Origin of the sequence: Hwanghaeella sp. 1Z406, from assembly GCF_048892425.1 — a bacterium.
In the GTDB taxonomy this organism is placed as follows: domain Bacteria; phylum Pseudomonadota; class Alphaproteobacteria; order UBA8366; family Aestuariispiraceae; genus Pacificispira.
The window spans coordinates 318,092-333,368 of sequence record NZ_JBLZHU010000004.1 but is presented as its reverse complement, the minus strand read 5'-3'; the positions used below and the strand labels follow the sequence as shown (position 1 = coordinate 333,368).

Sequence of the window (15,277 nt, the reverse complement as noted above, 5' to 3'; positions counted from 1 at the left end):
CAGCCCTCTAAAACGGTGAAAATATGACAATGGGACCCTATGATATTCTTTTGAGTTCTCCCGATCTGCGGGGGAATGAGCAAGACTATATCCGTCAATGTATTTCAGATAACTGGATATCCTCTGCCGGACCTTTTGTCGGCGAGTTCGAGGAAAAAATCTCGAAACGGCTGGGTCGGAAGCACGCTGTCGCGACATCCAGCGGAACCGCGGCTATAGAACTGGGGCTTATCGGTTCAGGCATAAAGTCAGGGGATAAGGTTGTCGTTCCTGATTGGACTTTTGCAGCAACAGCTTCTGCCGTGGCCCATATTGGGGCGGAGATTATCCTTGCGGATGTTACGCGTGATGGGTTTGGTCTGGACCCGGTAGATCTGGAAAAAATCCTGCAGGCGGATAGAGAGGGTCCCTCCCGCATCACAGCCGCGATCGCGGTTCACCCATTTGGTCATCCGGCAGATATGGATGCGCTTATGGATGTCTGCAATCGGTATGGCATTGCCATGATAGAGGATGCAGCGGGTGCAATTGGCAGTTCCTATAAGGGAAAGCCTGTTGGTGGACACGGGAAAGTTTCCGCGATCAGTTTCAATGGCAACAAGACATTGACGACAGGCGGTGGCGGCATGGTGCTTACCGATAATGATGACATCGCCGAAGTGATGCGTTTGCACAGCGTTAATAGTCAGGGACCCAATTATCGTTACAAGGTCATTGGCTATAATCATCGAATGACGAACCTGGCCGCTGGTATTGGCTTGGCCCAGTTGGAGCGTCTGGACGAGATGCTGGAAAGCAAAAAGCGTATTTCAGATCGATACACCGCCTATCTGGAACAATCAGGGTGTCTTGAAACAATCCCGCATATGCCTTGGGCGACGTCGAATTGTTGGATGTATTGTGGCCTGGCAAAATCTGAGGCTCATGCCTGCAGCCTGATTGAATTCATGGATAAGAACCGCGTTCAGGTTCGGATTTTCTGGCGGTCCTTGGCATCTGAACCGGCCTTTCAAGATATTCAGAGATCAGACTTAAAGAATTGTCGCGAAATATCCGGCCGTGTTGTCGCTTTACCCTGCAGCAGCCATTTAACGGAAGAACAGCAGGAAAATGTTATTGCCCTGTTGGGTGAATGGCACAAAACGGTTGGAGCGCATTCTTGACCGATTGCCTGTTGGTCGGAGCGGGTCAACACGCCCGTGTAGTGGCGGAGATTCTCACTTTAAATGGGGATCGTATTGTCGCCTATTCCGACTTGAAACCACAGACATGGATTTCCGCACCGCATTTGACGGAACAGGATTGGTCAAATCAGGTCACAAGTGGCACGTTTGTGCTTGGCCTGGGGGGCGTTACGCCAGCGCAATTGCTTCACCGTCGGCTGCTTATGGAGAAATGCAAGTCTTTGGGCCTGGTTGCTTTGTCGCGCTGCCATCCCACAGCAAGTATCAGCCAGGATGCAAATGTTGCGCAAGGTGCCTTGGTCTTTGCAGGCGCCGTCGTGAATGTGGGGGCATCCCTGGGTGAAGGGGTTATTTTGAATTCAGCAGCCATTATCGAACATGATTGCGCGATTGGAGCCGGAAGCCATATTGCGCCAGGAGCGATCATTCTTGGGGGGGCAAAAATAGGGTCCTGCTGTATGATTGGGGCGGGTTCCGTCATTCTGCCAAACACGACCGTGCCTGATAACGCGATGGTTGCTGCATTGACCCGTGGTTTAATTACATGACATCAGACTATCCCATCATCATCGCCGAAGCCGGTGTAAATCATAATGGCAGCTTGCAGCGCGCCCGGGAAATGGTTGCCGCCGCCGCAAAGGCGGGTGCGGATTATGTAAAATTTCAGGCGTTTGACTCGCAAACGCTGGTGGCATCAGATACCAAAACGGCTGATTATCAGTCCCGGAATACCGGTGTGTCGGACCAGCGGACCTTGCTTAAAAGCATGGAACTGGACGAAGCCGCATTTGATGATCTGGCGCAATGTTGCAAAGCCCATGGCATAAAGTTTCTGTGCACGGCGTTTGATGAGCGGCGTATAGCCCGTTTCATAGAAAATGGCATGGATTGCATCAAAATCGCGTCTGGTGAATTGACCAATGCACCGGCGCTGATACAGGCGGCATCCTTTGGAGTGCCGATAATTCTATCGACAGGAATGGCGACAATCGATGAAATCGAGCAGGCGCTTGAGACCTTGACGCGCGCCGATTCGGGGCCGGTTACATTGCTGCATTGTACATCTTTATATCCTGCGCCAGAGCATGTCCTGAACTTGCGGGCGATCGCCAGTCTGCGGGATCGGTTTGGCCGACCAGTTGGGTATTCAGATCACTCGGATGGCATACATATTCCCATTGCTGCGACAGCGTTGGGGGCGACGGTGATAGAAAAGCATTTCACCCTGGATCGTGGCTTGCCCGGACCAGATCATCTTGCATCCTTGGAACCGGACTCGTTAAGTCAGATGATTTCGGCGGTGCGTCGCACGGCGGATTCTCTTGGCGATGGGGTGAAGAAACCATCTGTGGAAGAGGAGAAAGTCGCCGCATTGGTGCGGCGCAGCTGGCATGCGCGTCGCCCTTTGGCAGCAGGAACAGTCTTAACCGAAGCAGATATCTGTTTAATGCGGCCCAATACGGGCCTATCTCCCTATTTTCCAATTATGGGCAAGGCCCTGCTAAAGGACGTGCGAGAAGGGCAGGCTCTCTTGGAAACGGACTTGAAATCAACTTGAGAAAACAATTCTGCATCAGGTGTGAAGCGGGTCCTGTTTCATGATCAGATTATTGAGCATCACCAGCAGTCGGGCGGATGTTGGCATTCTGAAGCCAGTCTGGTCGGCGCTGATTGAAACTGGGCGCATCGAATTGCATGTTGGAATTACGGGTATGCATTGCCCCAACAGCGATTATGTAAAGTCCCAGATCCCCAAGGGCGCGCAAACACATCAGTTTGGTGCGGATATTGGCGGTCATTATGGTTCGTACGTTGTTCAGGCTATGAGCCAGATTCAAGCCAACAGTGCAGACTTGTATGCGCGACTGCGTCCTGATGGGATTCTTGTGACCGGTGATCGCATGGATATGTTTCCAACAGCTGTTGCGGCGATACCCTTCAATATTCCCATCATTCATCTGCATGGTGGGGAAAGGACTGAGGGGGCGATGGATGACAGGCTGCGCCATGCCATGACCAAACTGTCACATCTGCATTGTGTATCCAACGCCGATGCGGCTGGTCGTGTATGTCAGATGGGGGAGGAAGCCTCGCGTATTGTGATCACGGGCGCGCCAGGCCTGGATACGATGCTGATGGTCGATCAAATCCCCAGGGTGGACTTCTTTCAGGAATTGGGTCTTTTGGATAATGGTCCTTTAAGATTGGTGACAGTTCATCCCGAAACCAATTCAACCGACATGCTTCATGCTGGAAAATCTGTTGTGGAGGCTTTGACCCAAACGGCAGGTCCACCGACGATTATAACAGCCCCCAATTCGGATCCGGGCGGAAACGAGCTGATGGCGCTTATGACAGGGTTTTGTCAGCAAGCGCCCAATACTGTTTTTCGGGCAACCCTGGGCGCACATTTATACGTAAATGCAATGCGCCATGCCGCGGTGATGATTGGGAACTCGTCCAGTGGTATCATTGAGGCACCCTTGTTTGGTCTGCCCGTAATTAATGTTGGAAACCGTCAATTGGGTCGGCTGCAAGGACCAAATGTCCGTAATTGCGAGAGTGATGTGCCGCAAATCATTGATCAGCTTAATGAGATACTGGCAGGTCACTCAAACCAAAATGCAGCCTCCTATCCGTATGGCGACGGGGCGGCGGCCAGCCGCATAGCGAATGCAATTCTGGATCAGGATGATCTGAAGTCTCTTTTGAACAAAAGTTTTGCAGATGATACCGCAAAATTCGTAAACCCTTGGTGAGAGCATTCCTCTGTCTCTCTCGTCGCGCTTTATGAATGGTGTCTGAAGTAGAAAGTGGAGCCTCATGACCCGCCCGCCTGTTCGATTAATTGCCCGATTGGATATCAAGGGACCGAATGTCATCAAGGGCATTCACCTTGAAGGACTGCGCATTGTCGGTAAGCCCAAGAGCCTGGCGCAACGATATTATGATCAGGGCATTGATGAGATCATCTATATGGATGTTGTCGCGTCCTTGTATGGGCGAAACAACATTTTCGATGAAGTAAAGGATGCCGCATCGGATATCTTTGTCCCTCTGACCGTTGGGGGGGGGTTGCGAAGCCTGGACGATATCACAACGGCTTTACGCAGTGGCGCTGATAAGGTTGCGATCAACACAGCTGCGGCTCGTAACCCACAATTCATTCGACAGGCGAGCGAAGCCTTCGGCAGTCAGTGCATTGTGCTCTCGATAGAGGCGAAGAGTCGCGGCGCGGGGAAGTGGGAAGTGTTGACTGATAATGGTCGAGAGCAGACCGGGCGCGATGTTATCGAATGGGTTCAAGAAGCTGAATCTCTGGGGGCTGGAGAAATCCTGGTGACTTCAGTTGACATGGAGGGCACGAAGAAAGGTTTTGATCATGCTTTAACGCAGGCGGTCCGATCTTGTGTTCAGGTTCCTGTCATTGCGTGTGGCGGTGCGGGAAGCAAGGATCATGTGAAAAATCTGGTGCAGGGAGATCAGGTCGATGCGGTCTGTTGCGCCAGCCTGTTTCATTATGAAATTGAAACGCCCGTATCTTTGAAGAAATGGCTTGCTGACCAGGACATTCCCGTGCGTGAGCCCCCCGATATGGCTCATGGGCAGGATGTAGGGGCTGGTGCCTCAGGAGAGGGAAGGCCATGATTACGATTGTTGATTATGGCCGTGGGAACATTTTCAGTATTTCCCATGCCTTGAAGCACTTGGATGAACCCCACCAGATTTCTTCTGATCCCCAAGTTATAGCGTCTGCAGACAGTATCATCTTGCCCGGGGTCGGGGCGTTTGCCGACGCCATGTCGAAACTGGACAGTCAGGGCTTACCCGAAGCCCTTCACGAGGCGGTGAAAAAAGGTGCGCCCCTGTTGGGAATTTGTTTGGGAATGCAACTGCTGGCGACCGACAGCGACGAATTTGGAATGCATGCGGGGTTGGACATCATTCCAGGGCATGTCAGGCGTCTGCCGGCCGGCGATGAAACGCGGATACCAAATGTTGGCTGGCGTCAGATGATGCCCACTGATACTGCCGGGGACATGCCGATCGATCGTATGATGTACTTCGTGCATTCCTATGGTTTTGAGGCTGATATGCCCAGAGATGTCGCGGCAACGGTTATGGTGAATGGCGTTGAAATCGCTGTTGCTGTCCGACGTGACAATGTTGTCGGATGTCAGTTTCACCCTGAAAAAAGTGGCCCTGACGGCCTTCGGCTGATGGCCTGGTTTTTGAAGCAATAGAGAAAGTTTTCTAACCCTATGATATCTTCCAATACCCAGCAGAATGTGGGTGTCGTTGCAGACGTCAGGCCTGTCTTTATCTCTGGCGTCTATCGATCCAGTACGACATTTCTGGCAGCACTTGTCGGGTGCCACGAGCAGTATCGCGCAACATCGTCTTTGGTTAAGTTTATGCGCTTCTGTTTGTATCGATTTGATCCGATACAGGAGCCTGAGAACCATGAACGCCTGGTTGATGAAGCCTTTCAGCGGGTCAAGAAGCGGTGGGATGTCACCTTTGATGCTGCCGCTGCTTTAGCGTATGCCCGGAAAAATGGCGTCAGTTATGCATCCCTTTATGACGCATTGATGCGCCAGATCCTGATTGATAACGGGGGGGGCGATGGGGAATGGATTGATAAAACTGCCGTTCTGTGGAGCCGGATTCCCGACTTTCTTTCCATGTTTCCAAAGGGAAAAGTCATCCATATTCTGCGCGATCCCCGCAGCGTCTGCGCATCTTACAAGAAAATAACCAACGAACCGGGATATACCTATCTGGATGCGGCCTTCAATACAGTCCATGCCATTCAATCTGTGCGTCGGTTCGTAAAGGAACTTGGCCCGGACCGGATACTGCTGTTGAAATCGGAGGATTTATTGACGAATCCTGAACATCATGTTGCAGAAATCTGCAACTTTCTGGATGTTCCTGTCTCGGACCGGATGATGCAGCCAGATAAGTTTGGCGAGATCCTGGGAGAGGACTGGAAATCGAACACGTCTTTCCGAGGAACTCTTTCAGGATTTCACCCACCCTCTGAATATTGGCGCAAGAACATGAGTGCCGCAGAGATTAAGTTTGTCGAGATGATTACCCAACCATATCTCTCAGAATTCGGGTATGACGCGGATGGTCTTCCCCCAACAAAGGAAGAATGGTCACAGATGTATGATTTCCTTGAGGATCCGCTAATACGAGACCGTTTCTCCAAACTGTTAAAAACAGGTGAGGGAAGCGAAGGATATCGCACCGACCCCTATCTGACGGAAATGCGCATAGTATTTCCAGAGCGATTTGAAGGGCAGCAGGCAGGACAATGAAAATGAAAGACAACACTATGTTCAAAATCGATACGCCAGCCGAAGAACTTGAGGTCAAATACGGCCTTCCCCGGGATGTTATCTTCTGCAAAAAATGTGTAATCTCAAATCAGCGCCCGTCATCTTCGGTTGAATTTGCGCATAACGCCAAGTCCAAGAAAACCACGATCAGCTTTGGAGAAGATGGTATTTGTGACGCCTGTCGCTATGCCGAAATGAAGGAGCGCGAAGTAGATTGGGATCAACGCGAGGCGCATCTGCGTGAACTTCTGGATAAATATCGATCCAGGAACGGGTCCTATGATATCCTTGTGCCCGGAAGTGGGGGCAAGGATTCTGTCTTCGCCTCCCATATCCTGAAGCACAAATATAAAATGAACCCCCTGACGGTAACCTGGGCACCGCACCTCTATACAGATGTTGGGTGGAAGAATTTCCAGAATTGGCTGCATATGGCCGGGTTGGATAATTTTCTGTTCACGCCGGACGGGCAGGTGCATCGCAAGCTAACCGAACTGGCTTATCGAAATCTCTTACATCCCTTTCAGCCCTTTATCATCGGACAGAAGAACTATGCCCCTAAAATGGCGGCGCAGTTTGGTATTCCGCTGGTATTCTATGGGGAGAATGAGGCTGAATACGGCAATCCAATTAATGAAAACATCAATGCCAAACGAAAGGCTTCGTACTTTGCCCAGCAGCAGGCGGCTGGGGAGACAATGTATTTTGGCGGTGTCGCGATGGAAGACTTGCCTGAACATGGCATTCTTCCGGGCCAGTTGGATCCCTATTTGCCGATCACGGCAGAAGCGTTGGAACGCGGGAAAGTGGAGGTTCATTATCTGGGCTATTACCTGAAATGGACTCCCCAGGAATGCTACTATTACGCGGTGGAACATACAGGGTTTGAGGCGAATACAGAGCGAACGGAAGGTACATATTCAAAGTACAACAGCATTGATGATAAGACAGACGGGTACCATTACTGGACGACATTTATAAAATTTGGCATCGGTCGCGCAACTTATGATGCCGCGCAGGAAGTTCGAAACCGCCATATCGAACGGGATGAAGCCGTTGCATTGGTCCATCGGTATGACGGTGAATTGCCGCAGAAATATCTGCCTGAATTTTTAGAGTATTTGAGCATGGATAAGGATGAATTCTTGGAGATCGCCGATAGTTTCAGGTCTCCTCATCTTTGGGCCAAGGACAATGGCGAATGGATTCTTCGTCATAAAGTGAAGTAATCTCCTGGTGTTGGAAACAGGGCTTATCGTTGTTCCTGCGCGCGGCGGGTCAAAGCGGTTGCCGGGAAAAAACCTGCGTCGACTTGGCGATAAGACACTGTTGGAATGGACTGCCCATTGGGTCGATCAATCCAGCCTGGGCCTGCCGGTTCTGTTGACCACCGATGATGCTGCTATCGCCGCAGAGGGTCGAAGACTAGGCTGGAATGTCCCGTTTGAACGGCCAGCGGACCTTGCCAAGGATGATACAACAACGGTCAGCACTGTGCTGCATGCCTTGGACTGGCAAAAGAGCCACCACGGCGCGGATCCTGATTTTATTGTTTTGTTGCAGGTTACGTCACCATTACGGGGGTCGGCTTGTCTGCAGCAGGGTGTTTCACTGTTAAAGTCCACACCAGATGCGGACGCAGTTGTTGGTGTGACCCGGTTGGCACATGGACTGCGCGCCATTTATCAGAAAGCCGATCATGGCTTTCTGGGGCCCATCTCAAACGTAAAGAGTCATGGCGTCCAAGACGCATTTGTGCCAAATGGCGCGTTCTATGCGATACGAACCGAAATATTACGCACGGAAGAGACATTCTTTCCAAAGCGTACCGTGCCGCTTGTCATGACCGATGATTGTTCCGTGGATATAGACACGCCTTATGACTGGCGGGTTGCAGAGGCGCTGCTATGCAGTGCTGAAGAAGGATATTATGATTAAGGCGTCGTTGCGAATATCAAGCTACCTGTTACCAAAAGAATGGCGCAATCATCTCCGGACCATTCGGTCGATGAATTTGGTGACGCTGAGAGATCTGTGCCTTTGTGGCGGGCTGATTGTTCTGTCCACATTGTTGGAAGCATTCAGTGTTTCCATGATACTGCCGCTCTTTGAGTATATTGAGAATAACAGAGACCTTGAAGTCCTGGCGGAAAAAGGCCGGTTCTGGTCCGTTCTGATCAAGGGGTCTGAGCTCCTCAATGTGCCGATTTCCCTGTTGAGCCTTTGCCTGATTATCCTTGGCCTGGTGATATTGCGGCAGGTGTCGAACTACCACAGTACAATGACCCTGATTTCCCTGAAGCAGAAGGTTGGGAAGAATCTCTCTCAACGTCTGTTCGGCGCCATTCTGGCGACAAAGCCATCGTATTTGCAAAGAATGGAGTCAGGGAAATTCTTGAATCTGATTGATGTTCAGGCTCAAGCGACGGCTGCCTTGATCCGATCCTATGCCACATTGATACAGCAGTTCATAACTTTCTTTTTATATGTCAGCGTTATGTTCATTGCAGCCCCGGTGGCAAGCACGATTGCGTTGGGTTTTACGGTTCTGATCCTGGTCAGCCTGAATCACTATATTCGGATCAGCCGAAACCTTAGCATGCGCACGGTCTTGCATCGTCAGCAGTTCTCATCGTTTATTTCCGAACGGTTTCATGGATGGCGGACGATTAAATCATATGGTGCTTTGTCGCGGGAGGAAGCGCGTTTTGATCGATGGGCGCAGAAGTTCTTCACGCTGTCTGTTGATATGTTTCGCATATCCGGGCGGCTACAACTGATCATTACGCCGGTTATGTCCATCCTTGCCCTGGCAATTTTGTATATATCGGTGGACTACATTGGATTGTCCATTTCACAGATCAGTCTGTTTGTGATTGTTTTGTTGCGGCTTACCCCCGTTGCCCAAAACTTTGCCTCGCAGCGTCAACAAATCGCGTCCTTTGGCATGAGCCTGAACAATGTTGTGTCTATTCTGCAGGAGGCACGCCAAGAAAAAGATGTTAGTTCCGGCGACATTGTAATGGATGCGCGATCTGCGGACATAAAACTAAACAACGTGTCATTCACATATAGCGGGCGAGATGAGTCCGTTCTGAACGATGTCACGTTACATATTCCCGCTGGAAAAATGATCGCGATCATGGGACCCTCCGGTGCCGGAAAATCTACACTGGTGGATCTTCTGTCGCGCTTTGTTCATCCGACAAGCGGTCAGATCACTTTTAATGATACACCATTGGAGAATTTTACCACCGCTTCCTTGCGCCAACGTGTGGCCTATGCCTCGCAAGTGCCCTTCATTTTTAATGATACGGTCTATGAAAATATTCTGTATGCGCGCCCGGATGCGACACAGGAAGAAGTTCATTCCGCCAGCAAATCCGCCTTTGCTCATGAGTTTGTGGAATTGATGCCGGACGGCTATAATACAATGCTGGGAGAGGGCGGTGTTATGCTGTCAGGCGGTCAACGGCAACGCTTGGCTTTGGCTCGTGCTTTTCTGGTACATCCAAGCGTCTTGATCCTCGATGAACCAACCAGCTCGTTGGACTATGAATCTGAACGTAAGATTCAACGCGCTGTTGAAGAGATGAGTCATGTTCAAAAGATAACGGTCATCATCGTCGCCCATCGCGTTTCCACGGTCAGCAACGCGGATCTTCTCGTCATTCTGGACAAGGGAAGAATTGTTGATGTCGGCGCGCCAGCTGAAATGCGTAAACGGGATAACTGGTACAAATATGCCGTCACGCTAGAGGATCATTCAGATAGCGATGTCGAAACAGCAAACTCATAGTTTTTGTCCACTTTTTAAGTCATAAGGAATTCGTCATGGGCATTATGAAATCAATGCGGTCAATATTCTGGAACTACGGATTGCCGTTTGTACGCTGGCTGTTTCGTCTGACCGGTCAAGATTGGAATGCCTTCTATACGTGGCTGTTAAACCGCTTAGAACGTGACAATTCGCTTGAGCAGATATTTGAAAAATACCCCTCCAATTCAGGTAAAGAGCGCGGTTTGTACGATTGGTCTCGCGGCGAGTATCATGTTGAGTTTCTCCAGCGTTTGGGACTGAAGCCTCATCACAAAGTATTCGATTTCGGATGTGGTTATGGACGCACCGGGATTCCCCTGGCGAAATACCTGGATGCTGGAAACTATATCGGTGTTGATTTGTCAGGACGCCGAATTGAAATGGCCGAAGAATGGGTGAAGAAAGAAGGAATAGAGCAGAAAAACCCTGTCTTCTTAACAAGATCGGACAATAAACTATCCTGGCTGGATGATAAAAGTATCGACGTGATATTCACGTATTCTGTTTTCACCCATATGCCAAAAGATGATATGATTGAAATACTTGTGGCGTCGCGTCGTGTATTAAAAGACGATGGTATGTTTATTTTCAATTATTCCAAGTCGTATTCAGATGTATTGGAGCAGCCGTCGATAAAAGACTTTCGATATCCGGCACAAGAGATATATGACATGCTCGATACCCTTGGATATGATTATGAAGAACGAACAGATTGGGACGACGATCTGGAAGATGGGAAAAAGTCACCAGTATCAAAGGTTTTAAAGCTCACCAAAAAGCAAACGGCCTGATCGCCATGTCACGGATGGACGAAAAAAGTAAGATCGTATGCGCCTGCTTTTCGGTTTCAGAAGCAGATATACGCGCGCATCTGGCTGACCCGCAAAATACACTTGAATCACTGGTTTCACAGACAGAGATCGGGACAAAATGTACGGCGTGTCTGCTTGATCTTGATTTGATTATCGATGATACCGTCGCGTTGCGGCGTTCCGTTGCCTCCAGATTAGGGCAGGGAATGCAGAAGACAAAAGGTCTTTCAATTACCGCAGATTTGACGTCATCCGGGTTTTTCTTAAACAGGCAGAATGTCAAAACCTCACTGCGAGTTTCCAACTTCCCCGTCTTGTTTGAGTCCAAATATCACGGTGTTCCCTACTCTGTTTCGTTACGTCTTGTCAGTGCGGCTGGTAAATGCGTGAAAACCTATCGGCAGGATTTAAACCTTAATGATACAATGCATGTGTCCTTCTCGGATTTGCTGCCACCCCACATTGAAGATGGCTGGTTCTTGTTGAGCCTTTACCCAAAACAACGAGGGTTGGTTGGGTCGATCCGCCCGCAGGTTGCATTGGAAGGTGCGAATTGGGTGTCCACATATCATACCCAACCACAGGCAATGGCCACGAAGGATGGGGCGCGTAACAAAATTACTGTGTATCATGCGAAAAGCGGCTTTCAGAGTTGTATCTCTGTCATCAATGCAAACAGTCGCCCTGGTAAAGTAACGGTGCGAATGCACGATATGTATGGCCCTTGGAAGATGGAGCATGCTTTGGATTTAGGCGCATCCAATGCGACGATAGTAGATCTGGATGATCTTTTTCCACAGGCCCCCGTCGAAGGCGTATTACAAGTTACTGTCACGTCCGATATCGATACCAGAAAACATATTCTCATCCAGCAGCCCAATGGCAGCCTTAGTATTGATCACTTTCCGAATTAGGCACACTGATGACGTCTGAAAAACTGTTTCACTATGTAACGCCATATATCTTTCCGCTATTTCCCAGAGATGTCGCGCGATTGACTGTTGGGTTGGATATACAGTCTGTGATCGACAAGCGGGTGCCGGATCGGGGGTCTTTTACTCTGGATATCGACTCGAAAGTCTGGGTTGCGGGTAAAGAGATATCAAATGCTGCAGAAACTGTTTTTGTACAGAATGGTGTGGCAACCCCAGAAGTTCTGTCTCTGCAATTTGAGGCAGAAGATCTGGGATATGTAGAAATTATGATCAATTGCGCGGATCGCCCTGTGTTTCAGCGCGTGCAGATTGATCCAGGATACGGCTTCTTTTCCTTCACATCTGGGGCATGGATGACCGTGATTCCTGATATGAAATACGCCCGGCCCCTTATTATTGAATCTGTCAAAGCGACAGGAAAATTCTGTGCGGTTCATACTTCCGCTCATGTCGATCCTAAATCAGGTGTTGGAAATTCCTATTTTCTGGTAAACCCCTATGAAAAAGACATTCTGACGCGCTTTTCTTCTTCTGCTGGGAAGAAGATGAAACATAAAGTGGCGCCTCATTCGGTGGAAATTGCTTCACTTGAGCCATTGATGGGTGACAGTTGTTGGGAAACTGTGATGTTAACAGGTAACAACCGGCTGCCGCTATGGGATATTCGCCACGCATACAATGATGTATTCAGCCTGTTTAACATTGATCACACCGACATGTGGCGTGGTGGCGCGACGCATCGATCAACAACAATGACAGGATTTGCACGAAACGCTATTCGACGGGTGTTGCGCGAAACCGGGTTGCGGCTTAGTTGAATTAAAGGAGATAGTTCGCATCCGGTCGGACAAGCCCTTTCGCAATGCGGTCTTTCCACCAGTTGACGGTCATCTCCAGCCCTGACTGCAATGTCACATCTGACTTCCAGCTTGTCGCCGTGTTCAGCTTTTGTGAGTCTGCAAGCAACGTCATGACTTCAGAATTGGCAGGGCGGAATCGCCCCTGATCGGTAACAACCTGCTTATTGCAGCCGATGATTTCTTTCAAAATGTCAACAGTTTGGCCAATGGATACGGCGACGCCGCTACCCGCATTATAAGCCGTGCCATAGGCGATGGAGGGATGGCCCCCCGCTGTCAAAAATGCGGAAACGGTATCCATTACATAGTTGAAATCACGGGTTGGATCCAATGACCCGATTTTAACGGTCTCACAGTTTGGGTCCAGCATTTGGCGAATAATCGTTGGGATGACTGCCCGTTCGCTTTGGCGCGGTCCATATGTGTTGAAAGGGCGCAGGATGACGCCTGGAAAGTCGAAAGACTTTACATAGGCTTCGACCATATGATCCGCGGCGATCTTGGAAGCAGAGTAAGGGGATTGCCCCTGCATCGGGTGAAGTTCGGTGATGGGGGTGAACAATGCGGTTCCGTATACTTCAGATGTTGAAGTGTGAACCATTCTTGTGACCTTGTGTCTCCGGCAAGCTTCCATAATATTGACTGTGCCGGTCAGGTTTACATCAATGTAACTTTGTGGGGCGTCATAGGAAAAAGGAATGGCGATCAGCGCGGCAAGATGGAAAACGATATCCATATCCTGCACAATTTTATCGGTATAGGCCGGGTCGCGAATATCACCGCGGACGATTTCGATCGAAGCCCGATTGTCGGAAGACAGATCATCCAGCCAACCACTGCTGCCAAAAGCGTTATAGGCCGCAAGCGCCCTGACATTTGCCCCTTGCGAAAGCAGGGTTTCCGTCAAATGAGATCCGATGAAACCATCGGCACCTGTAACAAGAACAGATTTTCCTGTGAAAAAGGTTTCGGCACTTAATGGCATGGTTTTCTCTTTCTAGATGGTGATATTGCGCATACATCTCTGTCTATTAGAGGATTGTCAAACATAGTGTCTAATCTTCTCAAGCTGTTCTGACCCCACGCCGTAACAAGTAGCAACTAATAGCCAACGCTTCGACAGCGTTCCAACATAGAGAATGGATAGTCAGTACTATGTCTTCGACAGATGATGGTCGTAAGGTCAACTTGTTTGAACCTGATATTGGTCAAATTGAGAAAGACGCTGTTTTGTCTGTTTTAGACAGTGGATGGCTGGCGATGGGGGCGCGCTGCAAGCAGTTTGAGGAGGAATTCGCGCAATACCTTGGTGTGAAGTATGCTGTCGCGCTCAGTTCCTGCACTTCTGCGCTTCATATCGCTTACCTGCTGGCGGATGTGGGGCCGGGGGATGAAGTTATCGTGCCATCCTTGACTTTTGTGGCGACGGCAAATGCCGTTGCATATTGTGGCGGTAAGGCTGTTTTTGCAGATATTGTGAGTGATAGCGATTGGACTATTTCCGCTGAGGCGATTGAAGCATCGATCACGAAAAAAACGAAAGCCATATGTGTCATGCATTATGGCGGCTATAGCTGTGATATGGATGCTATTGAGCGGGTGGCACAGGCCCATGGCATTCCCATCATTGAGGATGCCTGTCATGGTCTGGGGGGCAGTATCGCATCCGGAAAAATGATCGGCAGCGTCGGACAGACCGCTTGCTTCAGTTTCTATTCCAACAAGGCAATCACCACCGGGGAAGGGGGTATGCTGGTTACCAATGACGCCGCATTGGCGCAACGGGCCCGCCTGTTGCGGGCGCATGGAATGACCAACACGACATATGACCGTGTAAAGGGTGCGATGGGTTATGATGTTACCGAGCTTGGCTACAATTATCGCCTGGATGAAATTCGCTCCGCAATCGGACTGGCGCAAATGTCCCGCCTGCCTGTGGCCTTGACCATGCGGAAAAGGCTGGCGGCGCATTATGCGAAACGATTGGCGCAGATAGCGGGGGTTTCTCTCCCCAATCATGGCGCGCGCGGCACGCCTGCGCATTATGTTTTACCAGTCATTGTCGACGAAGAATACGATCGGGATCGCGCGCGTTTAGCAATGCACGAGTTGGGGGTTCAGACCAGCATTCATTACGAGCCGGTACATTCTTTCGGTCATTACGCCAAGGCTGGCTGGAGCCTGCCCTTAACCGAGAACGTGGCCTCTCGAACAATGAGTCTTCCGCTGTATCCGTCCCTTGAAGAGGATGCAGTTGATATCATCTGTGACCGTCTCGCCAGCGTATTGCCAGGTTGCAAGAAGTAGCACGTACAATA

Annotated in this window: 15 protein-coding genes; 14 read left to right on the top strand and 1 reads right to left on the bottom strand. The window is 50.0% G+C overall.

Going from position 1 to position 15,277, the window contains the following annotated elements; all coding sequences use genetic code 11:
• Nucleotides 1-23: 23 nt before the first annotated feature.
• The 13 genes from ACOSDR_RS10835 (at nt 24) to ACOSDR_RS10775 (ending at nt 12,917) form a co-directional block, all read left to right on the top strand.
• Nucleotides 24-1,163 (top strand): DegT/DnrJ/EryC1/StrS family aminotransferase, encoded by a 1,140-nt coding sequence (locus tag ACOSDR_RS10835; RefSeq protein ID WP_420722577.1) that lies wholly within the window; start codon nt 24-26, stop codon nt 1,161-1,163.
• A complete protein-coding gene (locus ACOSDR_RS10830) occupies nt 1,160-1,732 on the top strand; it encodes a hypothetical protein (RefSeq protein ID WP_420731236.1) in 573 nt (190 codons plus the stop codon). Before ACOSDR_RS10835 ends, ACOSDR_RS10830 begins: the two co-directional genes overlap by 4 nt.
• The gene (locus ACOSDR_RS10825) at nt 1,729-2,742 is read left to right on the top strand and encodes an N-acetylneuraminate synthase family protein (RefSeq protein WP_420722579.1); all 1,014 of its coding nucleotides are present in this window, start codon (nt 1,729-1,731) and stop codon (nt 2,740-2,742) included. Before ACOSDR_RS10830 ends, ACOSDR_RS10825 begins: the two co-directional genes overlap by 4 nt.
• Nucleotides 2,743-2,782: 40 nt before the next feature.
• A complete protein-coding gene (neuC, locus tag ACOSDR_RS10820; RefSeq protein WP_420731235.1) occupies nt 2,783-3,943 on the top strand; it encodes a UDP-N-acetylglucosamine 2-epimerase in 1,161 nt (386 codons plus the stop codon).
• Between the two features lie 64 nt (nt 3,944-4,007).
• The gene (gene hisF / locus ACOSDR_RS10815; protein WP_420731234.1) at nt 4,008-4,832 is read left to right on the top strand and encodes an imidazole glycerol phosphate synthase subunit HisF; all 825 of its coding nucleotides are present in this window, start codon (nt 4,008-4,010) and stop codon (nt 4,830-4,832) included.
• Nucleotides 4,829-5,428 carry an imidazole glycerol phosphate synthase subunit HisH gene (gene hisH, locus ACOSDR_RS10810; protein ID WP_420731233.1) on the top strand — a complete coding sequence of 200 codons (600 nt, stop codon included), beginning with the start codon at nt 4,829-4,831 and terminating at the stop codon, nt 5,426-5,428. The genes hisF and hisH overlap by 4 nt, the downstream gene beginning before the upstream one ends.
• 18 nt (nt 5,429-5,446) lie before the next feature.
• On the top strand, nt 5,447-6,511 hold the full coding sequence (locus ACOSDR_RS10805) for a sulfotransferase family protein (RefSeq protein ID WP_420731232.1): 1,065 nt from the start codon (nt 5,447-5,449) through the stop codon (nt 6,509-6,511).
• A 2-nt stretch (nt 6,512-6,513) separates the two neighbouring features.
• Nucleotides 6,514-7,761 (top strand): N-acetyl sugar amidotransferase, encoded by a 1,248-nt coding sequence (locus ACOSDR_RS10800; protein ID WP_420731230.1) that lies wholly within the window; start codon nt 6,514-6,516, stop codon nt 7,759-7,761.
• Between the two features lie 7 nt (nt 7,762-7,768).
• On the top strand, nt 7,769-8,470 hold the full coding sequence (locus ACOSDR_RS10795) for a cytidylyltransferase domain-containing protein (RefSeq protein WP_420731228.1): 702 nt from the start codon (nt 7,769-7,771) through the stop codon (nt 8,468-8,470).
• The gene (locus tag ACOSDR_RS10790; RefSeq protein ID WP_420731227.1) at nt 8,463-10,331 is read left to right on the top strand and encodes an ABC transporter ATP-binding protein; all 1,869 of its coding nucleotides are present in this window, start codon (nt 8,463-8,465) and stop codon (nt 10,329-10,331) included. The genes ACOSDR_RS10795 and ACOSDR_RS10790 overlap by 8 nt, the downstream gene beginning before the upstream one ends.
• 35 nt (nt 10,332-10,366) lie before the next feature.
• Complete coding sequence (locus ACOSDR_RS10785; RefSeq protein ID WP_420731226.1) at nt 10,367-11,143, top strand: class I SAM-dependent methyltransferase; 777 nt, start codon at nt 10,367-10,369, stop codon at nt 11,141-11,143.
• On the top strand, nt 11,065-12,078 hold the full coding sequence (locus tag ACOSDR_RS10780; protein WP_420731225.1) for a (2Fe-2S)-binding protein: 1,014 nt from the start codon (nt 11,065-11,067) through the stop codon (nt 12,076-12,078). Before ACOSDR_RS10785 ends, ACOSDR_RS10780 begins: the two co-directional genes overlap by 79 nt.
• Nucleotides 12,079-12,185: 107 nt before the next feature.
• The gene (locus tag ACOSDR_RS10775; RefSeq protein WP_420731224.1) at nt 12,186-12,917 is read left to right on the top strand and encodes a hypothetical protein; all 732 of its coding nucleotides are present in this window, start codon (nt 12,186-12,188) and stop codon (nt 12,915-12,917) included.
• Between the two features lies 1 nt (nt 12,918).
• On the opposite strand, the gene ACOSDR_RS10770 is transcribed toward ACOSDR_RS10775, so the two are convergent.
• Entirely contained in the window at nt 12,919-13,944 is a 1,026-nt protein-coding gene (locus tag ACOSDR_RS10770) for an SDR family NAD(P)-dependent oxidoreductase (RefSeq protein WP_420722589.1), read from the bottom strand.
• 170 nt (nt 13,945-14,114) lie between these two features.
• Here ACOSDR_RS10770 and ACOSDR_RS10765 point away from each other — a divergent pair, with 170 nt between their 5' ends.
• Nucleotides 14,115-15,266 carry a DegT/DnrJ/EryC1/StrS family aminotransferase gene (locus ACOSDR_RS10765; protein ID WP_420722590.1) on the top strand — a complete coding sequence of 384 codons (1,152 nt, stop codon included), beginning with the start codon at nt 14,115-14,117 and terminating at the stop codon, nt 15,264-15,266.
• Nucleotides 15,267-15,277: the final 11 nt, after the last annotated feature.

Excerpts from the sequence above, each read along its gene's own strand:
- ACOSDR_RS10805 (WP_420731232.1), top strand. The coding sequence starts at position 5,447 with ATGATATCTTCCAATACCCAGCAGAATGTGGGTGTCGTTGCAGACGTC.
- ACOSDR_RS10770 (WP_420722589.1), bottom strand. The coding sequence starts at position 13,944 with ATGCCATTAAGTGCCGAAACCTTTTTCACAGGAAAATCTGTTCTTGTT.
- ACOSDR_RS10825 (WP_420722579.1), top strand. The coding sequence starts at position 1,729 with ATGACATCAGACTATCCCATCATCATCGCCGAAGCCGGTGTAAATCAT.
- neuC (WP_420731235.1), top strand. The coding sequence starts at position 2,783 with ATGATCAGATTATTGAGCATCACCAGCAGTCGGGCGGATGTTGGCATT.
- ACOSDR_RS10785 (WP_420731226.1), top strand. The coding sequence starts at position 10,367 with ATGGGCATTATGAAATCAATGCGGTCAATATTCTGGAACTACGGATTG.
- ACOSDR_RS10790 (WP_420731227.1), top strand. The coding sequence starts at position 8,463 with ATGATTAAGGCGTCGTTGCGAATATCAAGCTACCTGTTACCAAAAGAA.
- ACOSDR_RS10765 (WP_420722590.1), top strand. The coding sequence starts at position 14,115 with ATGTCTTCGACAGATGATGGTCGTAAGGTCAACTTGTTTGAACCTGAT.
- ACOSDR_RS10835 (WP_420722577.1), top strand. The coding sequence starts at position 24 with ATGACAATGGGACCCTATGATATTCTTTTGAGTTCTCCCGATCTGCGG.
- ACOSDR_RS10800 (WP_420731230.1), top strand. The coding sequence starts at position 6,514 with ATGAAAGACAACACTATGTTCAAAATCGATACGCCAGCCGAAGAACTT.
- hisH (WP_420731233.1), top strand. The coding sequence starts at position 4,829 with ATGATTACGATTGTTGATTATGGCCGTGGGAACATTTTCAGTATTTCC.
- hisF (WP_420731234.1), top strand. The coding sequence starts at position 4,008 with ATGACCCGCCCGCCTGTTCGATTAATTGCCCGATTGGATATCAAGGGA.